Here is a 22299-nt window from a genome sequence, read left to right as displayed (position 1 = left end):
AGCAAGCGCCCGCGATTGCCAGCGTGCTGCCAAGGCCCTAGCGTGGCGGCGAACAGGAAAGGGCGCGGACAATGGCCGAGACACAGGGGCGCGTGACGCTCTGGGGCATCGAGGTGTTCCTTGCCGCCGCCGAGGAAGGCTCGATTTCGGCGGCTGCACGGCGGCTGGGGGCCAGCCCTTCGGCGGTCAGCCAGCAGCTTGCAGGGCTGGAAGGCGCCCTGGGGGCCGTGTTGCTGGACAGGGGCGCAAGGCCCATGCGGATGACACCGGCGGGTGCCATGTTCCGCCGTCATGCGCAAACCATCCTGAACGCCGCGACCGAGGCGCGGGCCGAACTGGCGATGGCCGACCTGTCTGGGCTGACCACGCTGCGGCTGGGCATGATCGAGGATTTTGACTCCGATGTGACGCCGCGCCTGCTGTCGGCGATGGCGGGCGAATTGCGTGGCTGCCGGTTCCTGCTGGAAACCGGGGCCAGCCACCGCTTGCTTGACCTGCTGGATGCCCGCGCGCTGGATATCGTGGTGGCCGCCGATCTGGGCGCGGAAACCCCCGATGCGGGCGAGTGGATGGAGGTTCACCCGCTGCTGGCCGAGCCCTTTGTGGCCGTGGCTCCGCCCGGCACCGGCGACCTGCTGGACCTGCCGCTGATCCAGTATACCGCGCGGCACCATATGGGCCGCCAGATCGCGGCGCATCTGGCGCGGCAGAACCTCCGGCTGGCGCATCGGTTCGAGCTGGACAGCTATCACGCCATCATGGCGATGGTGGCGGCGGGTGCGGGTTGGACAATATTGACCCCGCTGGCCGTGCTGCACGCCGACCGTTTTCGCGACGCGGTAGAGGTGCGGCCCTTGCCCTTTGCGCCGCTGATGCGGACCATTTCCCTGTCGGCCCGCGCGGGGGTGATGCGCGACATGCCCGGCAACATGGCGGGCCTGCTGCGCCCGCTGTTGCAGGCGCAGGTGGTGGACCCGGTGGTGGCGCGGTTGCCATGGCTGAAGGATGCGCTGCGGGTGGTGTAGCGCGACAAGCATCGGAACATTGCCTGCGCCGGGCGGCGTCAGGCCATCACGCTTTCCGCGGCACCCAGGATCACATCGGCGATCACATCCAGTTCCGGCACGGTTAGCCGTGTGGGCAGGCGCACGTCGCAGGCGCGCATCAGCATGGCGCGAGTCTGCGGCAGGTCGGGCTGCGGGCCAAGGAACTGCCAGTTCCAGAAGGCGCGGGCATTGCCCTCGGTCAGACCGAAAATCTGCACCGAAACGCCGCGCGCCTTGGCCTCGGCCTGAAAGGCCAATGCCTGCGCATCGCTGTCAAATCCCACAAGGTTGAATTGGATGGAATCCGGTGCGCGCATTTCGGGGGCCAGGGGCGGGGGCACATCGAACCAGGCCGATCCATTCAGCCGCTCGGCCACATGATCATGGTTGGCGCGGCCCTGCGCCACGCGGCGTTCCACCTCGGGCAGTTGCGGGCGGATCACCGCTGCGCTGAGGTTCTGCATGCGCATGTTGTAAAGCGGCAGGCGGTTCTGCCAATGGCCGAAACTGTTCTGCAAACCGGGATGCTTCTTCCAGTTCTGCTCGTAAGCGCCTGACATGATGATGGCCCGGGCGGCAATTTCGGGGTCATCCGTCACCAGAATGCCGCCTTCGCCCGCATTCACCATCTTGTAGGACTGAAAGCTGAAACAGCCCACCTTGCCGATCGTGCCGATGTTCCGGCCATTCCAGACCGTGCCCAGCGAATGCGCCGCATCTTCGACCACCGGCACGCCGCGCGCATCGCACAGCGCCATGATCGCATCCATGTCGGACGTGTGGCCGCGCATGTGGCTGATCAGCACCGCGCCGATGCTGTCATCCAGTTTGGCCGCGAAATCCGCCATGTCCACGCGGTAATTCACACCCACCTCGACCAGCACCGGCTCACACTCGGCATGCACCACGGCCGAGGGCACGGCGGCAAAGGTAAAGGCCGGGATCAGCACACGGGCGCCGCGCGGCAGATCCAGCGCCTTCAGCGACAGGAACAGCGCGGCGGAACAGGAAGATACGGCCAGCGCGTAACGCGACCCCAACAGCGCGGCAAACTCGGCCTCCAGCAGGGCCACCGGGGCACCTTCGGGCGCGGTGTAGCGAAACAGGTCGCCCGAGGCCAACAGCCGGTCAATCTCGATCCGGGCGGCATCGGGGATCGGTTCGGCATCATAGACATTGGGGGTGAGGGTCTGTCCATCATGGGCCATGTTGCGGCTTTCCTGAATGTCTTCTTCGGGAAAGCTGTAAAGGCTGGTTGTCACATTGGGAAGCGGGAAGTTGGCCGATGGGTCAATCTTCGCCGAAACGTCACAATTGGCCTTGGCGGTGCAGGCCTCCGGCGGGGATACTTGAGGGCAGAAAATGCGTTAAAGGCCCAGGCGGTCGCGCATCGCATACCATGTCATCGCCAGCACCAGAAGCGGCCAGCGCAGCGCGGGGCCGCCCGGAAAGCGGGATTGCGGCAGGTGGGCCAGCAGGTCAAACCGCTCGGCCTGGCCAGCCACGGCCTCGGCCAGCACCTTGCCCGCCAGCGTGGCCATGGCAACGCCGTGGCCGGAATAGCCCGAGGCCGACAGGACGTTGGCATGGGTGCGCGTGAAGCAGGGCAGGCGGTTCATCGTGATGGCCAATGTGCCGCCCCAGGCATGGTCGATGCGGGTGCCGCCGAGTTGCGGATAGACTTGGAGCATCGGTTTCAGCACGGTTTTCGCAATATCGGCAGGAAAGCGGTAGCCATAGCTTTCGCCGCCGCCGAACAGCAGGCGGTTGTCATCCGACAGCCGCCAGTAGTTGACCACGAATTTCGTGTCGGCCACGGCCACGGGCTCGGCCAGAATGTCACGCGCCCGGTCGCCCAAGGGTTCGGTGGCGATGATGAAATTGTTGATCGGCATGACGCGGGCGGCCACCTGCGGCTCCAGCCCGCCCAGATAGCCGTTGCAGGCCAGAATGACATGATCGGCGCGGATCTGGCCTGCGGCGGTATGGACCACCGGCATCGGGCCGTGGTCGATGCGGGTGACGGCGCTGTTCTCATGCAGGCGCACGCCCGCCGCCGCCGCCGCCTGCGCCAGACCGATGGCATAGTTCAGCGGATGGATATGGCCCGCGCCCCGGTCAATCGCCCCGCCCTTGTAGACATCAGACCCGATCAGCGCGCGGATACCCGCGCGGTCCAGCGGTTCGACCAGCGGGTAGTCATAGTCGCGGGCCAGTTTTTCGGCGATGGCATGGGTATGGGCCACCTCGCGGTCGTGCCAGCAGGCATGGGCCACGCCGGGGCGATAGGTGACGGGCATGGCATGCGTGTCGATCAGGCCGCGCAGCAGGGCCTTGGCCTCTTCCGCCAGATCCCACAACCGGCGGGCCTGTTCGCGGCCCATCATGCGTTCCAGCTCGTCCTGTTCCAGCCGCTGACCCGATCCGACCTGCCCGCCGTTGCGCCCCGACGCGCCAAAGCCCACGCGATGCGCCTCCAGCAGCACCACGTCAAAGCCCTTTTGCGCCAGATGCAGCGCGGCGGAGAGGCCGGTATAGCCGCCACCCACCACGCAGACATCGGCCCGCGCCGCCCCCGCCAGCGGGGCAAAACCGGCCAGCGGCGTGGCAGTAGCCGCATAGTAGCTGGGCGGATAGCGGCCCTGCCGGTCGTTGGCGTAAAGCAGGTTCATACGTTCAGCAGCAGATGTTCGCGTTCCCACGGGCTGATGACTTGCAGGAATTCCTTGTATTCGTTGCGCTTGACGGAATCGTAGATGCCGCAGAACTCGGCCCCCAGCACCTGTTGCAGGGCGGTGTTCTCTTCCAGCAGATCCAGCGCGTCGCCCAGATTATAGGGCAGATCGGTTTCCGACATATAGGCGTCGCCGATGCATTCGGGGCGGGGGGTCTTGCCTTCTTTCAGGCCCAGATAGCCGCAGGCCAGTGATGCCGCCAGACCCAGATAGGGATTGCAATCCATCCCCGCCAGCCGGTTTTCCAGCCGCCGCGCCTCGGGCCCGGAAATGGGGATGCGCAGGCCGGTGGTGCGGTTGTCGCGGCCCCATTCCAGATTGATCGGTGCAGCAAAATCAGGGACATAGCGGCGATAGCTGTTCACATAGGGCGCCAGCAGGGCGATGGCCCCGGGCAGGTGGTTCTGCATGCCCGCGATGAAATGGTGAAACGCCTCGGTTTCGCCGCCTTTCTTGTCGGAAAAGATGTTCTTGCCGGTTTTCATATCCACCACGGAATGATGGATGTGCATGGCCGAACCCGGCTCGCCCTCGATCGGTTTGGCCATGAAAGTGGCGAAACAATCATGGCGCAGGGCGGCTTCGCGGATCAGGCGCTTGAAGAAGAATATCTCGTCGGCCAGACGGATCGGGTCGCCATGGGCAAGGTTGATTTCCACCTGCCCCGCGCCACCCTCTTGCAAGATGCCATCAATTTCAAAGCCCTGCGCCTCGGCGAAATCATAGATGTCGTCAATCACCTTGCCGTATTCATCCACCGCCGACATCGAATAGGCCTGTTTGCCCGCCGCCCTGCGGCCCGAGCGGCCCATCGGCGGCATGACCGGCATATTGGGGTCAAGGTTGCGGGCGGTCAGGAAAAATTCCATCTCGGGGGCCACGATGGGTGCCCAGCCTTCGGCGTTGTAAAGCTCGACGATCCGGCGCAGCACGTTGCGCGGCGCGGTGGGCACCGGGTTGCCCTTTTGATCCTGCGCGTCGTGGATCACCTGCAAGGTCACGTCCGCCGTCCAGGGCGCGGCGGTGGCGGTGGTGAAGTCGGGCACCATGATCATGTCAGGCTCGGTGAAGGCACCCGAGGGGTTGTCGGCCCATTCGCCGGTGATGGTTTGCAGGAAAATCGAGTTCGGCAGGAAAAAGAACGCCTGCTTGCCGAATTTCGACGCTGGCATCGCCTTGCCCCGGGCAACCCCGGCAATGTCGGACACGATGCATTCCACTTCATCCAGACGGCGGCCTGCGATGTAATCACGCGCGGCTTCGGGCAGTTTGTTGGTCCAGTCGGACATGGGTCACACTCGGGGGTTTGCCGCGCGTCAGGTGCGCGGCTGTTTGAAGAAAGCGGCGATGCGGGCGGCGATGGTCTGGTCATGCACGGGCGTGCCCAACCGCGCCCCGGCATCGGCCAGCACCTGCTCGGGCACCAGACCCTTGCCACGGGTTTTCATCAGCCCGTCAACAAAGGCGTCCTGAAACTCGGGGTGGGCCTGCACGGTATAGGCGCGATCATCATAGACCAGTGCGGCATTGGCGCAGAAATCGCTGCTTGCGATGACCCTGGCTTGTGGCGGGGCCACCGTCACCTGATCCTGATGCCAAGCGTTCAGGGTCAGCATCGTGCCATCAAAATCATAGTCGGTTGGGCCGACCGACCAGCCGCCCTTGTATTTTTCGACCTTGCCACCCAGTGCCTGCGCGATGATCTGATGACCAAAGCACACGCCGACCAGAGGCACGCGGGCCGCATAGGCGCGACGAATGAAATCTTCCAGCGGCGGGATGAAGGGCAGATCCTCATAGGCGCCGTGGCGCGAGCCGGTCAGCAGCCAGCCGTCGCATTCCGCCACATCGGCGGGAAACTCCATCTCCACCACGCGCCAGGTGCGAAAGGTAAAGCCCTGACCGTCCAGCAGGCGGGCGAACATGTCGGGGTAGTCGCCCATCGCACCCGACAGACTGTCGGGCGCAAGGCCGGTTTGCAGGATGCCGATCAGCATGAAATATCCGTGGTTGTTTGCCGCAGCCTAACCCCGCGCCCCGGGCGGCGGCAAGGGGCGGCTGTCAGACCGTATCCAGATACAGTTCCACCTGCTCTTCGGGCGAAAGCTCTGCCAGATAATGCGCCTCCTGCCGTTTGGTCAGCACATAGTTGCGGATCAGTTCGCGCGGCAGGATGCGGGGCAAGACGGCGCTTTTCTCAAACGCGTCGATCGCCGCATCCCATGTGGCCGGAATCTGTGGCAGATTTTCAATGGCATAGGCATTGCCGGTGACGGGGGCAGGGGGCTCATCCCCGTCCTCGATGCCGGTCAGGGCCGCGCCGAGGATGGTGGCCAGCAGCAGATAGGGGTTCACATCGCCCCCCGCCACGCGATGCTCGATCCGCCGGGCTGAAGGGTTGCCCGCCGGAATGCGCACAGCAGAGGTGCGGTTTTCATAGCCCCAGGAAATCGCCGTGGGCGCATGCATGCCGGGCACCAGCCGATCATAGCTGTTGGCATGCGGGGCGAAGATCAGCGTGCTGTCGTGCATCGCGCTGAGACAGCCTGCCACGGCATGCCGCAGCATCGCCGTACCCTTCGGCCCGCCGGAGTCGAAAATGTTGTCGCCCTTTTCATCCAGCACCGAAAAATGCACATGCAGGCCCGAGCCGGAGTATTCCGCATAAGGCTTGGCCATGAAGCTGGCGGCAAAGCCGTGCCGCCGCGCCAGGCCCTTGACCAGCATCTTGAACAGCCAGGCATCATCGGCGGCGCGCAGCGCGTCATCCGAATGCATCAGGTTCACCTCGAACTGCCCCAGCCCGGTTTCCGAGGTGGAGGTGTCGGCGGGAATGTCCATCGCCTCGCACGCGTCATAAAGATCGGTGAAGAAGGTATCAAACGCATCCAGCGCCCGGATGCTGAGCGTTTCCGCCGCCTTGCGCCGCTTGCCCGACCGGGGGGAAAGCGGTGCCTGCAACGTCTTGCCGGAATCGTCGATCAGGAAAAACTCCAGCTCCACCGCGCAGACCGGGGTCAGCCCGCGCGCCTTGTAGCGTTCCAGCACCGACCGCAGGGCGTGGCGCGGATCGCCGTCATAGGGGCGGCCATCCTCGCGGAACATCCAGATCGGCAGCAGGGCGGTGGGTGCCTCGAGCCAGGGCATCGGCATGAAGCCGCGTTCGGTGGGTTTCAGGATGCCATCGGCATCGCCCTGTTCAAACACCAGCGGGCTGTCGTCGATATCCTCGCCCCAGATGTCGAGGTTCAACACGGAAAACGGAAACCGTGTGCCATCCTTCACCACCTTGTCGGCGAACCGCGCGGGAATGCGCTTGCCGCGCGCCTGCCCGTTCAGGTCAGCCGCTGCCACACGGATCGTGCGCACTTCGGGGTGCTTTCTCAGCCAGTCTTTCATGTTTCACCTGATGATCTGCGGTCGCAACCTGATGCGCGCCCGCGTATTGGCCGGCAGATGCCGGTTGAGCCGCGTGTTCACAACCCCGAACAGCCAGATGACCAGCAGTGTCAGACAAATGAAATAGAAGGCGACGATGGGATAGGGGATGAAGGGGTTGAAGGTCTTGTCAGCAAAGTAATTGGCATAGTACAGCGCATCGCCCCGCTGCTGAAAGGCCGGAAAGCCGGAAAAGAACACCAATGTCGTGGCGTGAAACAGAAATATCGCCTCATTCGTGTATCCGGGCCAGGCCAGCCGCAGCATTGTGGGCCATTGCACCCGAATGAACTTGTTCCAGCCGGTCAGGCCATAGGCATCAGCAGCCTCCAGATCGCCCTTGGGGATCGCGCGCAGCGCGCCATAAAAGATCTCGGCCGAATAGGCGGCGGTGTTCAGGAACAGCACGATCAGCGCGCCCGCCCAGGCCCGGGTCAGCCATGCCGTTTCAACCGTGATGCCGAAGACGTCGATGCCCGCGCGGGGCAGCATCACCAGCGCCTCATAGGCCAGAAAGAACTGGATGAAGAGTGGCGAGCCGCGAAAGACAAAGATGAACCATTCGGCAGGTTTGCGCAGCGCCGCATGTCGGCTGGCCTTGGCCATGGCCAGTGCGTTGGCAAAAAAGAACCCGCACAGCAGCGCCAGCAGGCCGAAATAGATGTTCCAGATCAGCCCCGACCCGATCAGCGTGAATTGCTGGCACAGGGTGAAATCGCTGCGCGGCAGCAGTTTCTCGCCATAGCCCAGGCTGCGGAACGCATAGCCGGTGACAGTTTCCCAGCAGGTCATGCGGCGGCCTTTCGCTGCGCTTCGCCCGCCGCCGTGGCCTGCCCCAGGCTGAGCCGCTGCGACACCCGGCCCAGCACACGCTCTGACCCCCAGGTCATCAGCAGGTAAAAACACAGCAAAAACAGGAAGTAATACAGCCGCCAGTCCGGATGCGGGTATTCATAAGCCTGCGTCTTTGACCCGCCCAGTTCGCGCGCCCAGTAGACGATATCCTTGACCCCCAGCAAAAACAGCAGCGGCGTGGCCTTTATCAGGATCATCCACAGGTTCGACAGGCCGGGCAGCGCGTAAACCCACATCTGCGGCACCATGATGCGGCGAAACACCTGCCGCGGCGTCATGCCATAGCTTTCCGCGGTTTCCAGTTGCGCGCGCGGCACGGCGGCCATCGCGCCGGTCAGCACATTGGCGGCAAAGGCCCCGAACACCAGCGCAAAGGTGAAGACCGCCAGCCCGAAACCATACAGGCTGTGCCAGGTCTGCGCGGCATTGCTGCTGGGCACCTTGGCCTCGGGGCAGACGCGAAACTCCAGCCCCTGCCGCACGGGTTCGGTCCAGTCAGGGCAGCGCACCTGATGCACCATCCATTCGATGCCCTGATCCAGCGCGATGACGAAAAACAGGAAAAACACGATGTCGGGAATGCCCCGCACCATGCCGGTATAGCCTTGCCCCAGCAGCCGCAGCGGCAGCATTGGCGAACGCGCCGCCATCGCCCCGAAAAAGCCAAAGGCCAGCGCGGTGGGCGCGGTAATGGCCAGCAGCGCCAGCACCGTGCCGAAAGACGCATAGAAATCAAGGTGCTTGCCCGAGGTCAGGTAGCACAAAAGCCAGGTCAGGCCCTCGATGGCCTTGGGGTCGGCACAGCTTGAAAACATGGGATATGCGCGGGCAGGGTGCGTGGCCCCGCCCGTCCTTTTGCTGCGATCAGAACTTCGCGGTTTCCGGGCCGAAGTGCTTTTCGATCAGCGCGTTCAGGCTGCCGTCATCCTTCATCGACTGGATGGCCGCGTCGAACTTCGCCTTCAGCTCGGTGTCGCTTTCGCGCAGGCCCAGACCCACGCCGCCGCCCAGTTGCACAGGCTCGCCCACTTCCATCAGTTCGCCATTGGACTCTGCCACGATCGGCGCCAGGAAATCCTTGTCGGCGAACACGGCCACAGCCTCGCCGTTGCGCACGGCGGCCACGGTTTCGTCCGGCGTGGCGAATTCCAGCAGCGTCGCGCCCGATTCAGCCACATGGCCCGCCTGGATCGTGCCGACCTGTGCCGAGACGACGCCGGTGGCCACATCGGCCGCCGGATCGGTCGCGACATAGACCGAAGCTGCCGGCGGGAAGTAGTTCTGGCTGAAATCAATCACCTTGTCGCGCTCTTCGGTGATGCTCATGCCCGCGATGATCACATCATAGTTCCCCGATTGCAGGTTGGGGATGATGCTGTCCCACTCGTTCGTCACCCATTCGCAGGTCAGTGCGGCGCGCTTGCAGATTTCGTCGCCCACGTCACGCTCAAAACCCGCAACCTCGCCCGCGTCGTTGATGAAGTTGAAGGGCGGGTAGGCGCCTTCGGTGCCCAGCCGCACGGTCTGCGCCGCAGCGGCCCCGGTGGTCAGCGCCAGCAGGGCGGTGGTGAGAAGGATGTTTTTCATGGTCGTCTCCCGGTTGGTGGTTTCTTGATTATGACAGGCTCAGGCGGTGGCGGAAAGGAAGCCGCGCAGCCGTTCGGTCTGCGGATTGGCGAACAGCCGGTCCGGCGGGCCCTCTTCCTCGATCCTGCCCTTGTGCAGGAAAATTACATGGTCCGACACGTCTGCGGCCAGTCTCATGTCATGCGTGACCAGAATCATGGTGCGGCCTTCTTCGGCCAGCGCCTTGATAACCTTGACCACTTCCTGTTCCAGTTCAGGGTCCAGCGCCGATGTGGGCTCGTCGAACAGCAGGGCGCGCGGCTCCATGCACAGGGCACGCGCGATGGCCGCGCGCTGCTGCTGCCCGCCCGACAGCATGGCCGGATAGGCATCGGCCTTTTCCGCAATGCCCACCTTTTCCAGATACTTGCGCGCCGAGGCCTCCACCTCTGCTTTCGGGCGGCCCAGCACTGTCACCGGCGCCTCCATCACGTTTTGCAGGATGGTCATATGCGCCCAGAGGTTGAACTGCTGGAACACCATCGACAGGTTGGTGCGGATGCGGATCACCTGCGCGCGATCGGCGGGGTGCCGGGCAAGGCCCGCGCCCTTCCAGGCCACGCTCTCGCCCTCGAACAGTATGTCGCCATCCTGGCTGTCTTCCAGCAGGTTGCAGCAGCGCAGCAGCGTCGATTTGCCCGACCCGGATGACCCGATCAGCGACACCACATGGCCGCGCGGTGCCGTCAGATCGACACCCTTCAACACCTCAAGGCTGCCGTAGCTTTTGTGAAGGTTGCGGATGGCGATGACGGGCACGTCAGACGGCTGGGGTGCAGGGCTGGGGCGGGCTGTCACGATGTCTCGCATCTTGGGTGTCTTGGCATGGCAGTAGGGCTGAATTCCGGCCCCTTTGCAACGCTCTTTGTGGCAATTCGGGCAGGGGTATGTGCCGGATCGGTCAATGACCTTGCGCAAACTGGTCAGGTGCTGGCGGCGTGGGCACGGCAAGGTAGCTTTCGGGCGGAATGCGAACCAGGCCGCGCAGGCCCAGAACCGCCATGTCATCGGCGCCGAGTGCGGCAATGGCGCTGCTGATCGTGGCAAACATCAGGTCGGCATCCGCACCCTTGGCGCTGATGAAGGGCAGTCCCGGGGTGGGCTCGGTCTGCGCAATCACCCGCAACTCGGTCGCGACCGGATCCCAGCGTTCCAGCATGCGCCAGGTGACGGCATCCAGTGCGGCGATGTCGGCCCGCCCCCCGGCAACGGCCAGCGCCGACAGCCGGTGGCCCCCGGTGGCCAGCGCAGGCGGCAGGCGCAGGCCCAGTTTTGCCGCATGGGTCTGCGGCGCGGCCCAGCCCGATTGCGACATTGGCTCGTTATAGGCGAAGGGCGCGCCGCTGAAATCTGCCAGAGTTTCGCGCGCATCGTCGCGGCGTGTCACGAAAACCGAACGGTAGTGCCCGGGCGCGCAACCCACGACCCCATAATCCGGCGTTCCGATCAGCGTGACCTGGCCATGCAGGCGGGCGCGGTAGGGAAAGCCACAGGTTTGCGACAGCACCAGATCCGGCGCTGTCCATTGCGGCCACAGCGTTTCCGCGCCCCTTGTCAGCGCATCGGGGGCGTCGTGCCCCCCGTGCCGCAAGCCGTCACGGATCAGCGCCCAAAGCCGGTCATTTGCTGGGGCGGTTTCCGGGCGGTCATACATCGGCAAAGAAGCTGTCATCAGCGCCCCGTCTGGTTCTTGCAGGTTGCATGGCTGGCCAGCCCTGCCTGGGCGGCAGGACCAGCATAAAAGGAATTCCCGTGAGAGATGGATCGGCTGGCACGAACGGATTGCGTCAGAACCAGGGGGTGGGGCCGTTGCGGCATTGCGATCAGGCTTCCCGCGCCGCGCGCTGCCTGGCCAATGCCGATTCCTGGTCTGTCAGCCCCAAGAGGCTGGCCACCAGCCGCAATAGCTGATCCTCATCATCATCGCGTTGCCCGTCTGCCAGTGCCACAGCCCAAAGAGCCTGCATAAGGGCTGCACGATCATCACGCGCCACGGCGTCCTTCAGCGCGCGGGTGAACCGCACGGTGTCAGGCGCTTCGGCCTCCAACGCCTCGGCCTCGCGCCGCAAAGCCGCCGCTTCAAACGCGGACATAGCGTTGCGATTGGCCAGCACCCGGTCAATCCGCGCCGTCTCGGCGGGGTCATAGCGCCCATCGGCGCGGGCGATACGCACCAGCAGCGCCGCTAGCGCTACTCGCGCATCGGGTTCTGGCAGGCGGGCGGGGGCGGGGGCCAGCAAGCGGCGCAGCAGGTTATCCAACATGGCGCAGATATAGGAGGGGACTGCGGCCTTGCCAATGCCGTAGCTCGGGGCAAAAACTCCTTTGCTTGTTGAGCCATGATTGGCCCGGTGCCGTGGGTGCGGATTGATGCGCGCGAATCGTCCATGGTTTCGTTGCACAAGTCTGCAGAAGAAGCGCTAACAGGACGTTACCTTTTGCAAACGCCCCGCTTTTGCCCGGCTGCGACGGATATCATCACAAGCTGCTGAAAACGCGTGTCAATTCTGCGGTTTGCTCGGCTGTGCCATAGGGCGGGTTCACGATGAAAAGGCCCGAGCCCAGCATCCTGTGCCCCTCGCGCGCGGGGGGGAAGCGGACTTCGTGGCACAAAGCCTCAGGGAAGGTCTGGTGCAGCGCATCGGTCATCGGGCGGTGCGGGGCATTGGCCAGCAGCGGATACCACAGGGCCAGCGTGCCCACGTTCCATTTCCGAGCAACTGCTGCCAAGTGGCTGGGAATATTAAGATAATCGGCCTTCACCTCATAGCTGGGATCAACCAGCATCAGCCCGCGCCGGGGCGTCGGGGGGGCGATGGCAAGGGCCATTTGAAACCCGTCCTGCTGGTGGATATGCGCGCCCCAGGGGGCCAGGTTGTCACTCAAGATGCGGTGTTCCTGAGGGTGCAATTCAGCCAGATGCAGTGTATCTTGCTCGCGCAGCGTCATCACCGCCAGCAAAGGCGAGCCGGGATAGGCCGCCGCCCCATGCCGCGCGCGCACCTCGGCCAGCCGCAGCCGGTAGGGGTGATCCGGAGCAAGCCGTTGTTCCAGAACGCCGATTCCCTGCGCCGCCTCGCCTGTTTTCGCCGCCTCTGCGGCGTCAAGATCATAGAGCCCTCGCCCGGCATGGGTTTCGATATAGGTCAGGGGTTTGTCTTTTTGTGCCATGTAATCAAGCATATGGCACAAAAGCGCATGCTTGTGGACATCGGCCAGATTCCCGGCGTGGAAATGGTGTTGATAACTGAGCATGGCCCGTGGGGTAATGCGGATCACCGGATAACGCAATCCGCCCTGTGATCGGCAGGCACGCCAGATGCTCTGGGCGCGCGACTGGTAAGGCCGCAGGGACGGGGAACAGCGCGCATCCGGCCGAACGGCGAAGGCTAGACCAGCCGCGACACCTCGACCGCCGCGCGCACGAAATCGGCAAACAGCGGGTGAGGGGCGAAGGGTTTCGACTTCAGTTCGGGATGGAACTGCACACCGATGAACCACGGGTGGTCGGCAATCTCGACGATTTCCGGCAGCCGGCCATCCGGCGACATGCCCGAAAACGACAAACCACAGGCCTCCAGCCGGTCGCGGTAGGCGATGTCCACCTCATAGCGGTGGCGGTGGCGTTCCTCGATTTCCGTTGCGCCATAGATGTTTGCAACCCGCGACCCGGCCGTAAGGGTGGCGGTGTAGGCCCCAAGGCGCATGGTGCCGCCCTTGTCATCGCCCAGTTTGCGCGCGACGATGTGGTTGCCCTGCACCCATTCCTTCAGATGATAGACCACCGGGGTAAAGCGTTTCGCGCCGCTGTCGTGGTCAAACTCTTCCGACCCCGCATCGGTGACATGGGCCAGATTGCGGGCGGATTCGATCACCGCCATCTGCATGCCCAGACAGATGCCCAGATAGGGAATCTTTTTCTCGCGCGCATATTGCGCCGCGCGAATCTTGCCCTCGGTGCCGCGTTCGCCAAAGCCGCCGGGCACCAGAATGGCGTGGAACGGCTCCAGATACGGCCCCGGATCTTCGCGCTCGAAGATTTCGGCGTCGAACCATTCGGCCTTCACCCTTGTGCGGTTGGCCATGCCGCCATGGGTCAGCGCCTCGGCGATGGATTTGTAGGCATCTTCAAGCTGGGTATACTTGCCGACGATAGCCACCCGCACCTCGCCCTCGGCCTGGGTCAGACGTTCCATCACGTCGGTCCAGCGGGCCAGATTGGGGCGGGGGGCGGGGGAAATGCCGAACGCATCCAGCACCGCCTGGTCAAAGCCCTCGCGGTGATAGGCGAGGGGGGCCTCGTAGATGGTTTTCAGATCGGGCGCGGCGATCACCGCCTCTTTGCGCACATTGCAAAACAGCGAGATTTTCTCGCGTTCCTTTTCCGGGATCGGATGTTCCGAGCGCAACAGCAGCACATCGGGCGCGATGCCGATGGAGCGCAGTTCCTTGACCGAATGCTGGGTGGGCTTGGTTTTCAGCTCACCCGAGGCGGTGACATAGGGCAGCAGCGTGAGGTGCACGAAAATGCACTGGCCGCGCGGGCGGTCCTGCGCGAACTGGCGGATCGCCTCGAAGAAGGGCAGACCCTCGATGTCGCCCACCGTGCCGCCGATCTCGCACAGCATGAAGTCAACCTCGGCGTCGCCGACGCGCAGGAAATCCTTGATTTCATTGGTGACATGCGGGATGACCTGAATGGTCTTGCCCAGATAGTCGCCGCGCCGTTCCTTTTCCAGAACGTTGGAATAGATGCGCCCCGAGGAGACTGAATCGGTCTTGCGTGCCGACACGCCGGTGAAACGCTCGTAATGGCCCAGATCAAGATCGGTTTCCGCACCGTCGTCGGTGACAAACACTTCGCCATGTTCAAAGGGCGACATCGTGCCGGGATCGACGTTCAGATAGGGATCAAGCTTGCGCAGCCGCACGGAAAAACCGCGCGCCTGCAACAATGCCCCCAGCGCCGCCGAGGCGAGGCCCTTGCCAAGGGACGACACCACCCCGCCGGTGATGAAAACGTAACGTGCCATGCGGAGGGCCTCCCGTGACTGCGGTGCGAACTGCGGTTTTGAGTGCGGGGATCCGCCGGGGCGAATCAAAGCATCACGGGATTTGAGATATAGCGGAGGAAATGGAAATCCGCAACCTGACCGCAAGATGCAGTCATTTTCCCGGTGATGCCGTCAAAAGGTTGTGGCGCGTCAGTTGCCTGCGCCGGTGGCCGGTGCCGGTGCCGGTGCCGGTGTTGCGGGTGCGGTTTCGGCGGGGGCTGTTTCTGCCGGGGCCGGTGTGGCTGCGGGTGCTGCGGCCTCGGGGGCCGGTTCCGCGGCTGGCGCTGCCGGTTCGGATGCGGCGGGTTCGGCGGCGGGGGGTTCGGTGGCAGGTGCATCCGCAGCAGGGGCTTCGGTTGCGGGCGCGGTTGCCGCGGGGGCGCCATCCTCGGCGCGCGGCGGGGTCAGGGGCGCATCGGTTGGCGCCGGGGGCAGCAGGTCGGTGCCAAGCGGGGCTTCGGCCTCGGGTGCCCGTGCCGTGCCGCCGATCTGGTCGATGACCGAGCCGCCGGCCGAATTCTGTGCAGCGATCACCGTCAGCGTGATCGAGGTGCCGATGAAGGCCGCCGCGAAAATCCATGTCAGCTTGGTCAGGGCCGTGGCCGCAGCCCGGCCCGACATGGCACCGCCGCCACCGCCGCTGCCCATCCCCAGGCCACCGCCCTCGGACCGCTGCAACAGCACGACGCCGATGAGCAGAAGGGCCAGAATGAGGTGGATGGTGAGGATGACGTTTTCCATGCGGGGCCTTCCGGTGCTGACGCGCCTATCTAGGCGGATGCGCCCCCGCCCGCAACCCCTTCACGTGGCCGGGCGGCGTCACTCGTCCAGATCATCCACATCGACCTGGCCGGTCAGGCGACGCTGCACGATGCTCCACGACAGGCCGATGCCCAGGATCAGCGACAGCACAAGGATGCCCAACCACAGGTTCACATCCTTGTTGGCCAGCGTCAGCACGCCCCAATCGACCAGCACCCAGATGGTGCAGCCGAAAATCGCGGCGATCGTGACCATGCCGAAGGCCCCGATGGAGCGCAGCGTGGCATGCAGGCAAAAGGCATAGCCCACCGCCAGCAAGAGGCCCAGCAGCATGGTCAGCGGCAGCTCGTCGGTGTAATGGCCCTGCGCCCAGCGGACAAAATTCCACTCGGTCGGGTTGAAGGTCAGGGCGAGCAGCATGAACGCCCCCAGCCAGCGCAGAAAAATGCCCATCGGCCCCTCCGGTGTTTTGCCTTTCCTGCCGCAGGCGGTGGCGGCTGTCCAGTGGTGCGCGCCCGTCACGGCGAATTAGCTGTTTCACCGGGGCGGAGGGGCGTTTATAGGAGGGCGGGTTTCATTCAGTGAAGGATCAGCCATGGCCAATGTCGTCGTCGTGGGCGCCCAGTGGGGCGACGAGGGGAAGGGCAAGATCGTTGACTGGCTGTCCGAACGCGCCGATGTGATCGCGCGCTTTCAGGGCGGTCACAACGCCGGGCATACGCTGGTGATCGACGGCAAGGTCTATAAGCTGTCGCTGCTGCCAAGCGGAATCGTGCGCGGCGGCAAGCTGAGCGTGATCGGCAACGGCGTGGTGCTGGACCCCTGGCATCTGGTGCTGGAGATCGACAAGCTGCGCGGGCAAGGGGTGGAGATTACGCCGGAAAACCTGATGATCGCGGAAAACGCCCCGCTGATCCTGCCGGTGCATGGCGAACTGGACCGCGCGCGCGAAGGTGCAGTGGGTGTGGCCAAGATCGGCACCACCGGGCGCGGCATCGGCCCGGCCTATGAAGACAAGGTGGGCCGCCGCGCCATCCGCGTGGCCGATCTGGCCGACAATGCCACGCTGGAGCTGCGGGTGGACCGCTTGCTTGCACATCACGACGCGCTGCGCCGGGGGCTGGGCATCGCGCCGATTGACCGTGACGGCCTGCTGGCGGCGCTGCGCGAGATCGCGCCGCAGGTGCTGCCCTATGCCAAGCCGGTCTGGAAGGTGTTGCAGGACGCGCGCCGGTCGGGCAAGCGCATTTTGTTCGAAGGGGCGCAGGGCGCGTTGCTGGATATTGATTTCGGCACCTATCCCTTTGTCACCTCGTCCAACGTGATTGCCGGGCAGGCGGCGACGGGCACCGGTCTTGGCCCCACGGCGATTGATTTCGTGCTGGGCATCGTGAAGGCCTATACCACGCGGGTCGGCGAAGGCCCGTTCCCGGCGGAACTGAAGGATGCCGATGGCGAACGTCTGGGCGAGCGGGGGCATGAATTTGGCACAGTCACGGGCCGCAAGCGGCGCTGCGGCTGGTTTGATGCGGTGCTGGTGCGGCAGACCTGCGCGACATCGGGCGTGTCGGGCATCGCGCTGACCAAGCTGGATGTGCTGGACGGGTTTCCGGTGCTTAAAATCTGCGTAGGCTATGAGCTGGACGGCAAGCGGCTGGATTACCTGCCCACGGCGGCGGATGCGCAGGCGCGCTGCACCCCGGTCTATGAGGAAATGGAAGGCTGGTCGGAATCGACCGCCGGTGCGCGGTCCTGGGCGCAACTGCCGGGTGCTGCGATCAAATATGTGCGGCGGATCGAGGAATTGATTCAATGTCCGGTGGCGCTACTTTCGACCTCACCCGAGCGGGACGACACCATCTTGGTGACGGATCCTTTCGCGGATTGAACCTGCCATTCTTCCGCCCTGCCGGGCGATGTCATCGCCCTGCGACATCGCCCGGCAGGGCGGAGGAGCGGCCAGACCGGAGGTACCGATGGCCCTGAGTTACCGCGCGCGCAAGCGCCTTTCGCTGCTGATCCTGCTGGTGGGCATGCCGCTTTATATCGTGGTGGCCGTCAACCTGGTGGGGTTGATCGACCGCCCGCCGATCTGGCTGGAACTCGTGATCTATGTGGCGCTGGGCGTTGTCTGGGCGATCCCGTTCCGCGCGGTGTTCAAGGGCGTGGGGCAGGCCGACCCCGATGCGCAAACGAAAACGGAGGGGCAGGGCCCCTCCGCATGATCGGTTTTTGGCAGGGTTCAGCGCGCCAGCTTGCGCGCCTCCAGCAGGAAGTGTGACGATTCCGTCAGCGCGAACTGGCCGCGTTTCACCTTTTCGATCCGGCCCGTGCGCATCAGCGTGCCAAAGCTGCGCAGGCCCGCCTCGCGGGTGTATTCGCCTTCGGGGGCCAGGGCCGCGACATGGCGCATCAGTTGCGGGCGCGAGAAATGCGGGCGGCCCTCGATGCAGGCGGTATAGGCGGCAGCCGCCTCCATGATGTCGGGCAGGCCATGGGCACCCAGACGTTCGGCGAATTCGGCAAAGTCCTTGGCATCACCGAACAGGTTCTCGCCATCATCCTCTTCGTCTTCATCCTCCAGCACGGCGGTTTCCATGGCCAGATTGCCCGCCGCTGTCACGCGGCGCGGGCGCACATAGGCCCCAGTGCTGGTGGCCATGGCGGGTTGCGCTGCTATGGCCTGGGTGGTGGGCGTCTGGAAGGCCGATCTGTCAAACGCGGGTGTATAATTGACCGGCGGGGGTTTCGGGCGGTCGATGCGCTGTTCCGACACCAGCACCAGGGGCGCGGGGCGTTCGCCATCGGCGGGGCGCGAGGGGCGCACCACGCGGGCCAGATCGCTGCGGTAGGGGGTCATGCGCGCCGCCTCGGACGGGCCGGTGCTGCCGCCTGAGAGGCGGTCGGCGACGGTGGCGGCCACAGCGGCCTTCAGATGCGCCAAGGCCGACAGGCGGCGGCGGTTTTCGGGTTCGTGCATCTCGCTGTTGGTCTGTTCGATCAGCCGGCTGACCGATTCGGCACCTGTGGCGGTCGCCACCTGCCGGCGCGCGGCGGTATCGGGGCGGGCGGTATCGGCGCGCGGCGCGGTTGCGGCCGGTGTCTCGCTTTGCAGTTCGGCCAGTTCGCGCATCAGATCGGCCTCGGCCTCGGCTGACAGCGTTGCGGCCACGGGTGCCGGTGAAGGGGCCGCGGGTGCCGGGGCCGGGGTTTCCAGAGCCGGGTCGGCACGGCGGATGCGGATGACCCGTGCCCGGGCACGCTGCGCCTTTTCCGAAATCGCGGCAGCGGCGGGCGCAGCCTCGGCTGTCATCACGGCGGCAATCGCGGCGTCGGGCGTGCCGCTGTCCGTCGTCACTGGTGCGGCTTCGGTCTGCGCCGGGGCTTCGGCCGCGATGTCTGCAACCGGATCCTCTTGCGTGTCGGCAAGCGTCGTTTCCGCTGCGGGCAGGTCCGAAAGGGGCGCAACTGCCGTTTCTGCGGCTGCCGGGGCTTCGGTCGGCGACAGTGCTTCGGTCGGCAACAGGGCTTCGGGGATCAGCAGGGCGTCGAGTGTGGCGCGCAGCGTGTCGTCATCGCGCGTGGCCGCAGTCATCAGGCCATCGTCCAGCAGGTCATCCTCGTCGGGGATGTCGAAGCTGGCGGCAAAATCCTGCGTCTGCGGCGCGTCAGCGGGCTCGAATTCCCAGGAGCCAGAGATTTCCGGCAGATCCGCCGTGTCAGCCACAGCTTCCGGTGCGGCTTCGGCATCAAGGGCGGGTGCAGCTTCGAAGCCCCAGCCCTGCTCTGCCACGGCAGCCGGTTCTGCGTCATGTTCCAACACCGGCTCGGCAACCGGTTCTGTCGTCGCATCCGGCACCGGCTCGGCCACAGCCTGGGGTTCGGCCGGAACTTCGGCCAGGAACTCGGCGGGAACTTCGGCCAGGCCCTCGGGCTGGTCGTCGGCGGGTGAGACCGGGGTGACGGCATCCGCGGCGGTTTGCTGCGGCAGGTCATCTTGCGCGGCCATAGCCTGCACAGGGTCGGCTTCGGTCATCAGCGGTGCGGCGGGCGCAAATCCGGTTTCCGGAATGGCGTCATCGGCCAGCAGACCGGCAATCATCGCAGCATCATCATCCTCGGCCAAAGCTGTGGGCGCGGCGGATGCGGGCAGGTCGCTGGCATCTGTGACCACCAAAGCCCAATCTTCGGCGATGGCGCCTGTTTCTGCCACGGCCCCTCCCACGGCCTCTGCCACGGAAGCCGCCTGCTGTGCGGCGGTTTCGGTGGCCGGTTCCAGACAGGCGCCGGTGTCGGATGCAAGGGCTTCCGGCGCGCCGTTGTCGTCTGCCAGCGCCGGTGGCTGGGCGGCGTGCAGGTCTTGCCCGCTCTCGGCCTGACCGGTCAGTGCGGTGTGGATGGCGGCGGCGACCGTGGCTTCGGGCTCCGGCTCCACCAGCACGGGATCGGCGACGGTATCCGCTGCGGCCGGGGCCGGGTCAGCGGCAAAGGAGGCGGCTGCGGTATCGGCAACCGGATCAGTTGCTTCGTCCTCGACATAGTCGGCCGAGGCGAGCGCCGCACCGAAACCGGCCAGCGGTGCCGCGACCGGGGCGGATACGGTTTCGGCCTCGGGCACATCGCGCACCTGGGCCACGGCGGCGCGGATGCGCATCAGCTTGGCCGCCACGCTTTCCGACATAACCGGGGCGACGGGGGCGGGCGGTTCAGCCGGGGCCGGTTCGGGCGTTGCTGCCCGGGGTTCGGCGGGGGCAGCTGCGGCTTCGGCCACCGGGGCCGCGATTTCGCGCCGCGGGGCGGGGCTTTCCTCGGCCCGCAGGATCACGCCGTTCTCGTTGATCTTGGCCTCGACCCGGCGCTGAATCTCGCGTTCCGCGATCTTGTGCAGCATGGCGGCGTCGGGGGTGGGCGGCTCGGCCCCGAAATAGCGGTCTTCCGCCGCAAGGTCGCGGAAATACTCCGCAATGGCCTTCATCGTGTTGAATGGCTCGTCGAACCCCTCCAGAGTGCAGGAGAAGGTGCCGTAAGAAACTGTGAGGATTTTACTCGCCCCGATCATCGGATGCTCGCCTTCTACCAAACTATTCCTCCCAAACTCACCACCTTCCTGTGCAATTCCGTGGACAGAAGGGGGTAATTTGAAGGATTGATTGTGACCCTCGCACCGGCATTTCGCCTTAATTGAGCACAGTATCCCTATGAATCACCCGATTGTCGAATCTTCCGAAGGGGTCACGCTGGTGGCGGGTGGGCCGGTTTCCGCCCGCGACCTGGCCTTTGCCCGCGCGCGTGCCCCGCGTCTGGTGGCGGCGGATGGCGGGGCCGACCGGGCGATTGCGCGGGGGCATCTGCCCGAGGCGGTGATCGGCGATTTCGATTCCGTGTCGGATGCGGCCAGGGCGGCGGTGGGGCCGGCCGGGCTGCACCCGATCGCCGAACAGGACAGCACCGATTTCGACAAGGCGCTGCGTAGCATTGCCGCGCCTTTCGTGCTGGCGCTGGGGGTGGCGGGCGCGCGCATCGACCACGGGCTTGCGGTGATGAACGTGCTGGTGCAGCGGCGCGAGCGTGTCTGCCTGCTGATCGGGCCCGAGGATGTGGTGTTTCACGCCCCGCCCGAACTGACGCTGCGCATGGGTGTGGGCGAGCGCGTGTCGCTGTTTCCGTTTCTGCCGGTCACGGGGCAAAGCGAGGGGCTGCGCTGGGCGATCAACGGGCTGAACCTGGCACCCGGGGGGCAGACCAGCACGTCAAACGAGGCGGCGGCGCGCGAGGTGCGGCTGCGGTTCGACGGGCCGGGCATGTTGGTGCTGCTGCCGCGCAAGCGGCTGGATGCGGCGCTTAACGCGCTGCTTGCACCGGGATGGCGGCCTGCGCAGCCGTGGCGCGGTGGGTCATCCGCTCGCGGTGGATGATGTAGAGGCCGGATGCCACGATGACGGCGATTCCCGCCCATGTCAGCGCATTGGGGAAATCGCCGAACACGAGGTATCCCAGCGCCACCGCCGCCACGATCTCCAGGTAATGCAGTGGGGCGAGGGTGGCCGAGGGCGCGAATTTCAGCGCATAGGTCATGCAGATGTGGCTGACCGCCGCCCAGAACCCCACGCCGAACAGCCACAGCCATTCGCGCCCCTGGGGCATCACCGGGTCAAGCGGCCCGATGCCTGATCCGTCGAACAGCCACAGCACGGGCAGGACAATCGCCATGCCCGCCAGCGAGGTGTGCAACTGCATCGTGACCGGATGCAGGTCGCTGGCCAGTTGCCGCGTGACCAGCATGTAGAAGGCAAAGAAGAACGCCGTGCCCAGCGGGTAAAGCGCCACCAGACCAAAGGCAGCCAGGGAAGGCTGGATCACCAGCAGCGCACCGCCAAAGCCGACCAGGCTGGCGACTATGCGGCGCGGGCCGACCTGATCGCCAAAGATCAGATAGCCCAGGATCAGCAGCACGAAAGGCTCGACAAAGGCGATGGCCAGCGCGTCGGCGATGGGCATCACCACCACGGCGGCAACGAAACTGTAGGTCGAGGCGATGAGGAACACCGCCCGCAACACGATCAGCCCCAGCACGCGCGGGCTGACCTGCCAGCCAAGGCCCATGACCAGCACCACCGGCAGCATCAACGCGCCCTGCACCAGAAAGCGCGCGGCGGTGATCTGGCCCACAGGGATCGTGGCGGTTGCCAGCTTGGCCGATACGTCCAACAGCGGGGCCAGCAGGCAGAAGGCGAGCATCAAGGCCACGCCGGTCAGGATATTGTCGGTTTTCATCAGGCAGGG

At 65.2% G+C, this 22299-nt stretch carries 21 protein-coding genes; 4 read left to right on the top strand and 17 right to left on the bottom strand.

The window, feature by feature from the left end:
* Positions 1-71: 71 nt before the first annotated feature.
* Positions 72-1025 (top strand): LysR family transcriptional regulator, encoded by a 954-nt coding sequence (locus GEU84_RS06975; RefSeq protein WP_152824657.1) that lies wholly within the window; start codon positions 72-74, stop codon positions 1023-1025.
* 38 nt (positions 1026-1063) lie between these two features.
* Here GEU84_RS06975 and GEU84_RS06970 read toward each other — a convergent pair whose 3' ends face one another.
* From GEU84_RS06970 to GEU84_RS06900, 15 genes are all read right to left on the bottom strand, one after another.
* A complete protein-coding gene (locus GEU84_RS06970; RefSeq protein ID WP_152825104.1) occupies positions 1064-2254 on the bottom strand; it encodes a DegT/DnrJ/EryC1/StrS family aminotransferase in 1191 nt (396 codons plus the stop codon).
* 159 nt (positions 2255-2413) lie between these two features.
* On the bottom strand, positions 2414-3718 hold the full coding sequence (locus tag GEU84_RS06965) for an NAD(P)/FAD-dependent oxidoreductase (RefSeq protein WP_152824658.1): 1305 nt from the start codon (positions 3716-3718) through the stop codon (positions 2414-2416).
* The gene (locus GEU84_RS06960; protein WP_152824659.1) at positions 3715-5070 is read right to left on the bottom strand and encodes a glutamine synthetase family protein; all 1356 of its coding nucleotides are present in this window, start codon (positions 5068-5070) and stop codon (positions 3715-3717) included. The genes GEU84_RS06965 and GEU84_RS06960 overlap by 4 nt, the downstream gene beginning before the upstream one ends.
* Before the next feature lie 27 nt (positions 5071-5097).
* Positions 5098-5778, bottom strand: coding sequence for a type 1 glutamine amidotransferase (locus GEU84_RS06955; protein ID WP_152824660.1), 681 nt, complete (start codon positions 5776-5778; stop codon positions 5098-5100).
* Positions 5779-5842: 64 nt separating this feature from the next.
* Positions 5843-7180 (bottom strand): glutamine synthetase family protein, encoded by a 1338-nt coding sequence (locus tag GEU84_RS06950; protein WP_152824661.1) that lies wholly within the window; start codon positions 7178-7180, stop codon positions 5843-5845.
* Between the two features lie 3 nt (positions 7181-7183).
* Positions 7184-8011: an ABC transporter permease gene (locus GEU84_RS06945; protein WP_152824662.1), complete on the bottom strand. Its 828-nt coding sequence runs from the start codon at positions 8009-8011 to the stop codon at positions 7184-7186.
* Positions 8008-8889, bottom strand: coding sequence for an ABC transporter permease (locus GEU84_RS06940; RefSeq protein WP_152824663.1), 882 nt, complete (start codon positions 8887-8889; stop codon positions 8008-8010). The genes GEU84_RS06945 and GEU84_RS06940 overlap by 4 nt, the downstream gene beginning before the upstream one ends.
* Before the next feature lie 49 nt (positions 8890-8938).
* The gene (locus GEU84_RS06935; RefSeq protein WP_152824664.1) at positions 8939-9661 is read right to left on the bottom strand and encodes a transporter substrate-binding domain-containing protein; all 723 of its coding nucleotides are present in this window, start codon (positions 9659-9661) and stop codon (positions 8939-8941) included.
* A 39-nt stretch (positions 9662-9700) separates the two neighbouring features.
* The gene (locus tag GEU84_RS06930; RefSeq protein ID WP_152824665.1) at positions 9701-10510 is read right to left on the bottom strand and encodes an ABC transporter ATP-binding protein; all 810 of its coding nucleotides are present in this window, start codon (positions 10508-10510) and stop codon (positions 9701-9703) included.
* A gap of 91 nt (positions 10511-10601) precedes the next feature.
* The gene (locus tag GEU84_RS06925; RefSeq protein WP_152824666.1) at positions 10602-11372 is read right to left on the bottom strand and encodes a phosphate/phosphite/phosphonate ABC transporter substrate-binding protein; all 771 of its coding nucleotides are present in this window, start codon (positions 11370-11372) and stop codon (positions 10602-10604) included.
* Between the two features lie 151 nt (positions 11373-11523).
* Positions 11524-11964, bottom strand: a complete 441-nt coding sequence (locus GEU84_RS06920; RefSeq protein ID WP_152824667.1) for a tellurite resistance TerB family protein — start codon at positions 11962-11964, stop codon at positions 11524-11526.
* 214 nt (positions 11965-12178) lie between these two features.
* Positions 12179-12955 carry a 23S rRNA (adenine(2030)-N(6))-methyltransferase RlmJ gene (locus GEU84_RS06915; protein ID WP_152824668.1) on the bottom strand — a complete coding sequence of 259 codons (777 nt, stop codon included), beginning with the start codon at positions 12953-12955 and terminating at the stop codon, positions 12179-12181.
* Between the two features lie 134 nt (positions 12956-13089).
* Positions 13090-14733: a CTP synthase gene (locus GEU84_RS06910; protein ID WP_152824669.1), complete on the bottom strand. Its 1644-nt coding sequence runs from the start codon at positions 14731-14733 to the stop codon at positions 13090-13092.
* A 171-nt stretch (positions 14734-14904) separates the two neighbouring features.
* Positions 14905-15495, bottom strand: coding sequence for a preprotein translocase subunit SecG (gene secG / locus GEU84_RS06905; RefSeq protein ID WP_152824670.1), 591 nt, complete (start codon positions 15493-15495; stop codon positions 14905-14907).
* Positions 15496-15573: 78 nt separating this feature from the next.
* The gene (locus tag GEU84_RS06900; protein ID WP_152824671.1) at positions 15574-15969 is read right to left on the bottom strand and encodes a DUF6524 family protein; all 396 of its coding nucleotides are present in this window, start codon (positions 15967-15969) and stop codon (positions 15574-15576) included.
* Positions 15970-16111: 142 nt separating this feature from the next.
* Here GEU84_RS06900 and GEU84_RS06895 point away from each other — a divergent pair, with 142 nt between their 5' ends.
* Both GEU84_RS06895 and GEU84_RS06890 read left to right on the top strand, forming a co-directional pair.
* A complete protein-coding gene (locus GEU84_RS06895; RefSeq protein ID WP_152824672.1) occupies positions 16112-17404 on the top strand; it encodes an adenylosuccinate synthase in 1293 nt (430 codons plus the stop codon).
* Between the two features lie 88 nt (positions 17405-17492).
* Positions 17493-17741 (top strand): DUF2842 domain-containing protein, encoded by a 249-nt coding sequence (locus GEU84_RS06890; protein ID WP_152824673.1) that lies wholly within the window; start codon positions 17493-17495, stop codon positions 17739-17741.
* 17 nt (positions 17742-17758) lie between these two features.
* Here GEU84_RS06890 and GEU84_RS06885 read toward each other — a convergent pair whose 3' ends face one another.
* Positions 17759-20596 (bottom strand): hypothetical protein, encoded by a 2838-nt coding sequence (locus GEU84_RS06885; RefSeq protein ID WP_152824674.1) that lies wholly within the window; start codon positions 20594-20596, stop codon positions 17759-17761.
* Between the two features lie 118 nt (positions 20597-20714).
* Here GEU84_RS06885 and GEU84_RS06880 point away from each other — a divergent pair, with 118 nt between their 5' ends.
* Entirely contained in the window at positions 20715-21431 is a 717-nt protein-coding gene (locus GEU84_RS06880; RefSeq protein WP_152824675.1) for a thiamine diphosphokinase, read from the top strand.
* Here the strand turns inward: GEU84_RS06880 and GEU84_RS06875 are convergent.
* Positions 21358-22290 carry a DMT family transporter gene (locus tag GEU84_RS06875; protein WP_241427604.1) on the bottom strand — a complete coding sequence of 311 codons (933 nt, stop codon included), beginning with the start codon at positions 22288-22290 and terminating at the stop codon, positions 21358-21360. The genes GEU84_RS06880 and GEU84_RS06875 overlap by 74 nt on opposite strands.
* Positions 22291-22299: the final 9 nt, after the last annotated feature.

The organism is Fertoeibacter niger (assembly GCF_009380135.2).
GTDB classification, from domain to species: Bacteria; Pseudomonadota; Alphaproteobacteria; order Rhodobacterales; family Rhodobacteraceae; genus Fertoeibacter; species Fertoeibacter niger.
Note: the sequence above shows the minus strand (reverse complement) of the source record. Positions and strands in the feature narration are given on the sequence as shown.